Source organism: Vibrio sp. OPT41 (genome assembly GCF_015163595.1).
Lineage (GTDB): Bacteria > Pseudomonadota > Gammaproteobacteria > Enterobacterales > Vibrionaceae > Vibrio > Vibrio alginolyticus.
Genome location: NZ_JADDYH010000074.1, coordinates 89,049 through 98,202, shown reverse-complemented (window position 1 = coordinate 98,202; position 9,154 = coordinate 89,049). Strand labels below are relative to the sequence as shown.

Sequence of the window (9,154 nt, the reverse complement as noted above, 5' to 3'; positions counted from 1 at the left end):
CTACTTTATAACTGATCAAGTGGCTACGAGGTACTCCGGCACGGCAAGCGGCAATAGAGCCTTTAAGAAAGCGCAGTGTTCCTGTGTTGTAATCTAGATCAGGAGACGTATTTTCAGAGAGCGTTTTGATGACATGCTCCGCCTCAATTGGCAGTAATTCGGCGACAGCATTGCCGTTGTCATCAATGACACCTTGTTCGGAGCAAAAACCAATCAGCTTATCCGCACCCAGCTTTATCGCCAGTTGTGTCGCGACTTCTTCAGAAAGTAAGTTAAAACACTCGCCAGTCACAGAGCTAGCAATGGGGCCAAGTAGCACAATAGAGCCTTGGTCGAGCGTGCGATTAATCGCGTCGGTGTCAATGCGGCGAATGCGTCCACTATGGCAATAGTCCACACCATCATCAACGCCGAGTGGCTGAGCAATGATGTAGTTTCCGCTAACGACATTGAGCTGGGTGCCTGCCATCGGAGTGTTGTTGAGGCTCATTGATAGGCGCGCAGTAATCGCAAGCTGAAGTTGTCCGGCAGCTTGCATAACAACAGATAAAGCCGATTCATCCGTAATGCGGATATTTTTGTGGTAAGGCGTAGTGAGGTCTTGTTTTTCTAGCAGCTGATTAATTTGAGGACGTGCACCATACACCACCACGACTTTGATTCCGAGGCTGTGCATGAGTGCGATATCATTAATAATATTGCCAAAATTTTTGTGTGCGACGGCTTCTCCGCCCAGCATGATCACCATGGTTTTTCCGCGGTGAGCATTGACATAAGGTGTTGATTGACGGAATCCTTTTACGAGAGCAGTACTACGAATTTTCACTACAGCCATTCCCTTGTTTAATTATGTTAAAATAATGCCTTTTTATTCACTTGGTGGCAAGGTGAAATTTTGGAATAAAGCACAAACATATTGAGGTAGGTTCTTGGTCCCGTTAAAAGGGAAGGTTACAATGGGTGCGTCTTTCCTCAATACGTGAACCTCATGTCTTCTGCTGTTAATAAGAATGCTGCGATCACTGCTTCAAATCTGTCAAAAACGTCATCTAAATCAATGCTTCGTAAGTGGCTAGAGCGTTCTCTCATGCTTATAGCGATAGTTGGAACCGTTGTCGTGTGCATGCTGTATAGTGATTTGATTACTCGAACCATTAATCCGCCCATTCCCAAATCGATAATTTATGGTCGCTGGGTTGAGCAAGATGTTGCGCCTTATGCTCGTGAAGAATTTGTGTTGAGTGAGCGCGGTGTTACCGTAAATGGTTCTACAGTGGCGACCAGTTTTGAATTCGATGGGGATTCGTTTTCGTATCGAGTGGGTTCAAATGAGCGGCACTTCAATTTTGTGGGTAAGCAGCATGCAGAAATGAAGCTGGATGCTAATGCACATTATCTACCTGTATTCCGTTTAGAGGGGCGTGCAAGGATTGCGGTAAGATAGTCGTTTTTATTATTGTCTCTTAAGCTGACAGCTTTTTCGTCTGTGAGTCACATGGATGATCACAACTTCATCTCTCAATCAGTAAATTTTACTTTCAAACATAATCCGGACAATTCCGTAATTCTTCCGCTGTTATCATGTTGCATTAACTGAATGAATTTACAACGAGTAAACGGATTGGCTTAGCGTTGAAACATTTTGTCGTTCCTTTTCAATTGCGTCGTATTCATTTGTTTGCCATCCTTTTGCTATTCTCTTTTACGGAAAAGACACGTGTTAAAAAAACTCCTTCCTATTATCTCTTTGAGCCTACTCTTTGGCTGTGCTCAACAAAATGATCGTGCTCAGCAATATCTTGATGGTGAGTTTCCTCAGATCCTCAATAAAGTGGACGTAGTTGAGTCTAACAAACCACGCGATTTTACTGAATTTAACAAGCAAGCAGAGCAAGTGGTGATAAAGTCACCATCCATGGCGAAGATTTACCAACCGCTATATCAACGATTAAGTGAGTGGGCGCAACAAAGCGGAGACACCAGCGCGTTGAGTGCGTTTGGCATTCAAGCTGCGCAATTAGGCGGTGGTGATCAAAAAGGTAATGTACTGTTTACCGGATACTTTTCTCCCGTGATGGAGCTGCGTCATACACCAAACGACATTTTTAAGTACCCAGTTTATGGCAAGCCAAACTGCTCATCAGATTGTCCGACTCGCGCGGAGATCTACAACGGGGCATTAGATGGCCAAGGTTTAGTGCTAGGTTATGCGCCTAATCGTATTGACCCGTTTATGATGGAAGTGCAGGGCAGTGGCTATGTGCATTTTGAAGATGATGATACGTTGGAGTACTTCGCGTACGCAGGGAAAAATAATAAAGCTTACGTTAGTATTGGCCGCATTTTGATTGAACGTGGTGAAGTGCCGCGTGAAAAAATGTCCCTCAAAGCAATCAAAGAGTGGGTGATGGACAACGACGATGCGACAGTGCGCGAGTTGTTGGAGCAAAACCCTTCTTACGTCTTCTTTGCACCAAAAGCGGAAGCGCCAGTAACGGGGTCGGCTGGTATTCCTTTGTTGCCAATGGCGGCGGTCGCGGGTGACCGTTCTATCTTACCAATGGGGACACCAATCTTGGCGGAAGTACCATTGCTGAATGCGGATGGTACGTGGAGCGGTGCGCATCAACTGCGAATGCTGATCGTTTTAGACACTGGTGGTGCGGTAAAACAGAACCATTTGGATCTGTATCATGGCATTGGTGCGAGAGCAGGAACGGAAGCAGGGCACTACAAGCATTTTGGTCGAGTTTGGAAACTTGGGCTGGAAAACTCACCAACTCAAGCGCCTTGGGCTTTGCCGCCAGAAAAGCTACAATAGCGACCCAAGAAAGAGGAACACTCTCTTATCTAGACATTTCATCAAAGAGTGCGTATAAATCGCACTCTTTGTTTTTCTATCGATCATCTGGACTTCAATATGCGTGAACTCGATACCCCAGCATCTGACAGCTACAATCAACGCTTTGGCGGCACTCGTCGTCTTTATGGCAACAGTGAAGTAGACATTCTTCGCGCTGCACACGTTTGTGTGATTGGTATTGGTGGCGTAGGTTCATGGGCGGTGGAAGCGCTGGCTCGTACGGGGATCGGTGAGTTGACTCTGATTGATATGGACGATGTTTGTGTCACGAATATTAACCGCCAAATTCATGCGATGACGGGCACCGTTGGCCAAAGCAAAATTGAAGTGATGGCCGAGCGTGTCAAATTGATCAACCCAGAGTGTAAAGTCAATCTGATTGATGATTTCATCACGCCAGACAATCAACATGAGTACTTAAGCAAAGAATTTGATTACGTGCTAGATGCGATTGACAGCGTAAAAGCGAAGGCGTCTTTGTTGGCGTATTGCCGCAGCAACAAGATCAAAGTGATCACCACGGGTGGTGCTGGTGGTCAGGTTGACCCAACGCAGATCATGGTCGCTGATTTAACGAAAACGATCCAAGATCCTCTAGCGAAGAAAATCAAAGACACCCTGCGTCGTCATCATAACTTCCCTAAGAATCCGGCTCGTAAGTTTGGTATTGATTGCGTGTTTTCAACCGAGCAGCTGAAGTACCCTCAAGCAGACGGTTCAGTGTGTGGTGTGAAGTCGACAGCGGAAGGCCCAAAACGTATGGATTGTGCTAGCGGTTTTGGTGCGGCGACTGTTGTAACTGCAACGTTTGGCTTTGTCGCGGTATCGCGAATCGTTGAGAAGTTGATTTCAAAATATAAGAAGTAAACTAGAAGAAGAGCGCATCATGACAGATTTTCCCGTTTCTCCATTTGGTACAGATATCACCAGCGAAGACATTGTAGCGACTATGCAGCAACTTCAAGGCTGGGAAGATCGTTACCGTCAGGTTATTCAGTGGGGTAAAAAGCTGCCACAAATGCCAGAAGAGCTGAAATCAGAACAAGTTACCGTTTCGGGTTGTGAAAGCTTGGTGTGGTTAGTGAGCCAAGAGCAAGATGGCGTTTGGCATTTTTGTGGGGACTCCGATGCGCGTATCGTCCGTGGATTGATTGCCTTGGTAATGGCTGCTTATGACGGTAAAACGGCCGATCAAATTCAAGCATTTGATATTGATGCTTATTTTGATCAGCTGGGGCTTGTCTCCCATTTAAGCCCGTCACGTGGTAATGGCTTGAAAGCTATTGTAGAGCAGATTAAGCAAATCGCCGTGTAACGAGTCATTTTCCCAACTCTTAAAAAACGCCGAATAGCCTAGCTGTTTGGCGTTTTTTGTATCTGAGTTGAGATATTTTTTGCTTATGGATAAAAAGTATGCAAATGGTCGACTATTTTAGCGTTAATTAACCATTCTATTGATCCTGGTTCATTATATTGCCCACTTGGTTTTTATAAACTCAATTGTATTTAAAATTTTTCTATATTAGATAATAGACATATGCCCCATCCGCTCCTATTCCCCTATGTGGAAACACACTTGGAAGCGATTGGGTTACTTAGATACAAATGCTAGGAACCTCCCTATATGCAATTCACCTTGGAACATGCGCAAGACGTTTTATCCGGAATGCCAGACCCCACTTTTATTCTGAGTGAAGATGGTATCTATATTGATGTTTTTGGAGGAACAGATAAAAAAGCCTATCACGATGGAAGTAATTTGATAGGTGAGACGCTGCACAGCGTACTCGAGAAAGATAAAGCTGACTGGTTTATCGAACAGATAAAGCGGTCACTGAAACAAGACAGTATTGTGACGATCGAGTACAAGATGTGCGCCGACAGCATTCAGGGAATAGATGCTAACAGTGGGCCAAGAGGCGACCTATACTACGAAGGCAAGATCTGCCCACTCGCTATAAAATACCGGGGTCGTCGCGTTGTCCTTATTCTTACACGCAACATCTCCAATCGCCACCGAGTTGAAACCCTTCTTCGCCATCAAAGCCAAATAGATGCTCTCACCAATATCTACAACCGACGTGTTTTTTTCGAAAAGCTCACAGAAGAGGTCATTAAAGCTCAAGAGCCGAACTATCACTCCGCGTTGTTATTGTTTGATTTGGACTTTTTTAAAGTCATTAATGATAAACGTGGCCATGATGCGGGAGACCATGTCTTAGAAACGTTAGCTGATTTGGTTTCTCACTTACTCGTCAAAGACGAAATTTTCGCAAGAGTCGGAGGGGAGGAGTTTGCGATTATTTTGCCAGAAACTTCTCTGTCGGCGGCGAAAGAGGTAGGAGAGGAAGTACGTTCCCACATTCAAAATTGTCAGTTCGAATTTGAAAAGATTGAAATTCCGGTCACGGTGAGTGTAGGCGTGGTGGAAATAGGCAGAAATGAAACCACCAAACGTTTGTATGCGCATGCAGATAAAGCGCTTTATGCTGCGAAAAGAAATGGCAGAAATTGCGTGGCGACTCTGGATAGGCAGATGGAGTAACCTTGTTGGTTACTCCAAATCAAACCGTTGGCGTTATAGCATGTCGACGGCTTTTTCAACGGCGGCGATGAGTCTTTCCACATCGCTCGTCGTGTTATAAATACCAAAAGAGACGCGTACCGTGCCTTTCACATTTAGCGCATCCATCAATGGGTGAGCGCAGTGGTGTCCTGCTCGTACCGCAATGCCTTGTTGATCGAGCAGCGTCGCAATATCTTGGTGATGAACGCCGTCCATTACGAAGGTCAGTACAGAGGCATTCGGTTGATAGCCTAGAATATGGATGTCATCCAAAGCGCTTAGTGCTTGGTAGGCCTTATCCTGAAGCACATGGAAATGAGCCTCTACTTCGTGATGGTCAAAACCTTGGTACCACTCAATGGCTTTCGCTAGAGCAATCGCGCCCGCAACGTTTGGTGTGCCCGCTTCAAATTTACCAGGAAGTGCAGAAAACGTCGTTTTCTCGAAAGAAACGCGTTCAACCATTTTGCCGCCGCCGTGCCATGGTGGCATGGCTTCCAAAAGTTCAAGCTTGCCGTATAAAACCCCAATGCCTGCTGGTGCATAAAGTTTGTGACCTGAGAAAACGTAGAAATCGATATCTGATGCCGATAAATCAAGTTGCTCATGTACGATGCCTTGCGCGCCATCAACTACAACAACCGCGCCAACGTTGTGCGCCAGTTCAGTGATTTTTTCGATAGGTTGGCGTGTGCCTGTTACGTTGGTTATTTGTGCGCAAGTAACAATTTTACAGCGGTCAGACAGAAGCGCCTCAAATGCACTGATGTCGAACTGACAATCTGATGTCATCGGAACTTTAATGACTTTAGCACCCGTTTGTTCTGCCACGATTTGCCAGGGCACGATGTTGGCGTGGTGCTCCATCTCGCTAATCAAGATCTCATCACCTGGTTGTAACGTGCTACGGGCGTAGGTTTGAGCAATTAAGTTCAGTGCTTCGGTTGCGCCCCGTGTCCAAATGATCTCTTTAGAGCTGTTTGCACCAATAAAGCTTGCCACTCGTTCTCGTGCCGCTTCAAATTGGCTGGTGGCATTAGCCGTTAAACTGTGGCTGCCACGGTGAACATTGGCATTTTGCGCACTGTAGTAATGACTGATGACATCAATCACACATTGCGGTTTTTGCGTTGTCGCTGCGCTATCTAGATACACTAAGGGCGTATCGTTGACGGATTGATTTAGAGCGGGAAATTGCTCACGTACAGCATTTACGTCAAACATTATTCTTCACCAAGCTTGTGGTAGTGCAGAGTAGGCAGAGGGATCATTGGTTCAGCAACTGACCATGCGTGTTTTTTACCTGAGAGTTGAATGATTACTTCCATCGCGAACTCTAAAGCTGTACCCGGACCTTGACTAGTGATCAGGTTGTGGTTGATATCAAAGGTCACGCGTTTGCTGCGCCACTTCTCTTCCGGGATATGTGACTGCAAGCTCGGGTGACAGGTCATCAGTGATTGTGGGAAAAGATTATGGTGTTGCAATACCAACGCCGGTGATGCGCAGATAGCAGCAACCAATTTTCCCTCGTAGATGTGCTGCTTAAGGATTTCTATCATCACCGTACTATCACGGAAAATTTCTGCACCACCAACACCACCAGAAAGCGCTATGGCATCAAACTCATCATCAGCGATATCGACCAGCTTACAATCTGCCGTTAATGTGACTCCGCGAGAAGCTTTCATCGTCAATGAGCCATCAAAAGCAGCACTCGCTACTGTAACGTCATAACCCGCGCGAACCATCATGTCGATGACGGTGACGGCTTCCATTTCTTCGGTGCCTGGAGCGATTGGTACTAAGATTTTCTTACTCATTGTTCTGTCCAGCTTTGTTCTATTTGTTTGATGCGTTGGTAAAGTTTTAAATTCTCAGGCGTATTGATGCGATGTTTCTTGGCAGCCTTTAACAAGTATCCGGTTATAAAATCAATTTCCGTTCGACGCTGATGGAATACGTCTTGTCTCATTGAAGAATAGTTCTCAGCTGTGGCGTTCACCACTTGCATTACCGTATCGAAAAGAGAGCGAAACTCGATAGCAATACCTTCTTTACTCAGTACTTCAACCAGTTCTTGAGTGATGCTTTCGAGTTGTATCTTAAACTCGGGCTTCGCAAGTTCACCATTCTTACACTGGAGAATCGCAGTCAGTGGGTTAATCGCGCAGTTGATCGCTAACTTAGTCCATAACGCAGATTGGATGTGTGGATTCCAAATGGCCTCTGGAAGGGCATTATGCATAACATCTTTCAGAAAAGTGCACTGCATTCCTTTGTCATTATAACCACCCACTTGCGTTGTTCCGTGACCGGTATGCAGTACGTGTTGGTTATCTGGTTTGTATGCGCCGTGCGTCGTTGTGGCGAGCACGATAGGATTGTTTGGCAGAGCCTTCTCCACGCCAGAGGCGGTACCCATACCATTGTGCATCAGCATGATAATCGTGTCTGCGTTGATATGAGGCAGTAAAGGCTGAATGGCGTCTTCCATTTGCCAAGCTTTTACCGTGATCAAAATGAGATCTGCTTTATTTACGGAGGAAATATCTTGATTACTGAATACGATTGCGGGTGTGTCATCCAACTGAAGTGATTGTTGGCTTTCAGAACTTCTTCCCCACAATGAAACATTGTGCCCGGCAAGCTTAAATTTTGTTGCCCAGAGTGAGCCCACCGCACCTGGACCGAGGATAAGGATATTCACCAAACGCTCTCATTAAAAAGGTTTGCTGCAAGGATAATGAGGGAAAAAAGGAAAGCAAATAAAAATGGCGCCGAAAGGCGCCATTTTTGAGCAAACTTAGTGGTTCAATTAGAACTTGTAAGTTACAGCAAGGTAGTGGCCAAAGCCAGTTGACTTGAACCCATCAGTATCTTTGATACCGTACACGTCTTTGTAACCTTTTAGACCGTAACCCACTGCGAAGCGGTCTGAGTGCCAGTAGATACCGTTGAACATTGCACCACCGTTTGACGCGGTTGAACCAAACTTGTTACCAGCATCATCATCCATACCGAATTGGTAATCGATGTAGCCTTGGTAAGAAATGAATGAACCGTTCTCGAAGAAGTAGAATGGTTTGAACCAGTTAGTCGAGATTTGGAAACCGTTCCAATCCTTTTTGTTGCCGTCGTAAGTACCGTATAGGTTAACACCAACTTTACCAAACCAAGGAACCATTACGTCAGAACCTAGACCGATTTTTTGAGAGTTAACACCAGAGTTACCACCCCACTCGATTAGAGTTGCAACGTATAGCTCTTGAACTGGACCGAAAGATAGGTCTTTACCAGTTACCGCATCTAGAGACATACGTGGAGCGAATTTCATAAAGATCTTCTCTGCGCCAGCTTTGTCGCTACCTGGATCAGAAGTTAGGTTGAATACATCAACGTAGCCGTAAAGGTCGAAGATACCAGAGCGGCCGCCGAATTCCATTTCTAGGTAGTCGTGTGAAGACTCACCTGGAAGTTCGTCAAATGCACCCATTAGGTTAAATTGCATCCACTTGTAATCGTTTTTGTGAATATCGCCGTCAGAGTAATCTGCCGCCATAACTGGAGCTGAAGTAGCCGCTAGAAGGCTAAGAGCTAAAAGTGATTTACGCATAAGGGGACTCTCTATGTTTGTAATGATTCAGAACACGCAATCTGTGCTGCGCTTTCCAATTGGCGGGAATAATAGCGATAAAAATCCCAAATGAAAGTGATAAAGGGTG

Annotated in this window: 10 protein-coding genes; 5 read left to right on the top strand and 5 right to left on the bottom strand. The window is 45.5% G+C overall.

The features are described 5' to 3' along the window. Window positions 1-826: amino-acid N-acetyltransferase (gene argA, locus IQP38_RS26815; RefSeq protein WP_322621764.1), on the bottom strand; the 826-nt coding region annotated here is incomplete at its 3' end. Window positions 827-988: 162 nt separating this feature from the next. Between argA and IQP38_RS24360 the strand changes: the two genes are divergently transcribed. The 5 genes from IQP38_RS24360 to IQP38_RS24340 all read left to right on the top strand — a co-directional run bounded on the left by IQP38_RS24360 (window position 989) and on the right by IQP38_RS24340 (window position 5,408). Next, entirely contained in the window at window positions 989-1,444 is a 456-nt protein-coding gene (locus IQP38_RS24360) for a DUF2850 domain-containing protein (protein WP_054576300.1), read from the top strand. Window positions 1,445-1,717: 273 nt separating this feature from the next. Beyond that, on the top strand, window positions 1,718-2,821 hold the full coding sequence (gene mltA, locus IQP38_RS24355) for a murein transglycosylase A (protein WP_054576299.1): 1,104 nt from the start codon (window positions 1,718-1,720) through the stop codon (window positions 2,819-2,821). Window positions 2,822-2,920: 99 nt separating this feature from the next. After that, the gene (gene tcdA / locus IQP38_RS24350; protein ID WP_005380241.1) at window positions 2,921-3,730 is read left to right on the top strand and encodes a tRNA cyclic N6-threonylcarbamoyladenosine(37) synthase TcdA; all 810 of its coding nucleotides are present in this window, start codon (window positions 2,921-2,923) and stop codon (window positions 3,728-3,730) included. A gap of 19 nt (window positions 3,731-3,749) precedes the next feature. Beyond that, a complete protein-coding gene (csdE, locus tag IQP38_RS24345; RefSeq protein ID WP_054576298.1) occupies window positions 3,750-4,178 on the top strand; it encodes a cysteine desulfurase sulfur acceptor subunit CsdE in 429 nt (142 codons plus the stop codon). Between the two features lie 309 nt (window positions 4,179-4,487). Then, entirely contained in the window at window positions 4,488-5,408 is a 921-nt protein-coding gene (locus IQP38_RS24340; RefSeq protein WP_054576297.1) for a GGDEF domain-containing protein, read from the top strand. A 33-nt stretch (window positions 5,409-5,441) separates the two neighbouring features. On the opposite strand, the gene csdA is transcribed toward IQP38_RS24340, so the two are convergent. From csdA to IQP38_RS24320, 4 genes are all read right to left on the bottom strand, one after another. After that, the gene (gene csdA / locus IQP38_RS24335; protein WP_054576296.1) at window positions 5,442-6,653 is read right to left on the bottom strand and encodes a cysteine desulfurase CsdA; all 1,212 of its coding nucleotides are present in this window, start codon (window positions 6,651-6,653) and stop codon (window positions 5,442-5,444) included. Further along, the gene (locus tag IQP38_RS24330; RefSeq protein ID WP_054576295.1) at window positions 6,653-7,252 is read right to left on the bottom strand and encodes a DJ-1 family glyoxalase III; all 600 of its coding nucleotides are present in this window, start codon (window positions 7,250-7,252) and stop codon (window positions 6,653-6,655) included. The genes csdA and IQP38_RS24330 overlap by 1 nt, the downstream gene beginning before the upstream one ends. Next, complete coding sequence (gene panE / locus IQP38_RS24325) at window positions 7,249-8,139, bottom strand: 2-dehydropantoate 2-reductase (protein ID WP_054576294.1); 891 nt, start codon at window positions 8,137-8,139, stop codon at window positions 7,249-7,251. Before panE ends, IQP38_RS24330 begins: the two co-directional genes overlap by 4 nt. A gap of 108 nt (window positions 8,140-8,247) precedes the next feature. Then, entirely contained in the window at window positions 8,248-9,045 is a 798-nt protein-coding gene (locus IQP38_RS24320) for an outer membrane protein OmpK (protein ID WP_005385292.1), read from the bottom strand. Window positions 9,046-9,154: the final 109 nt, after the last annotated feature.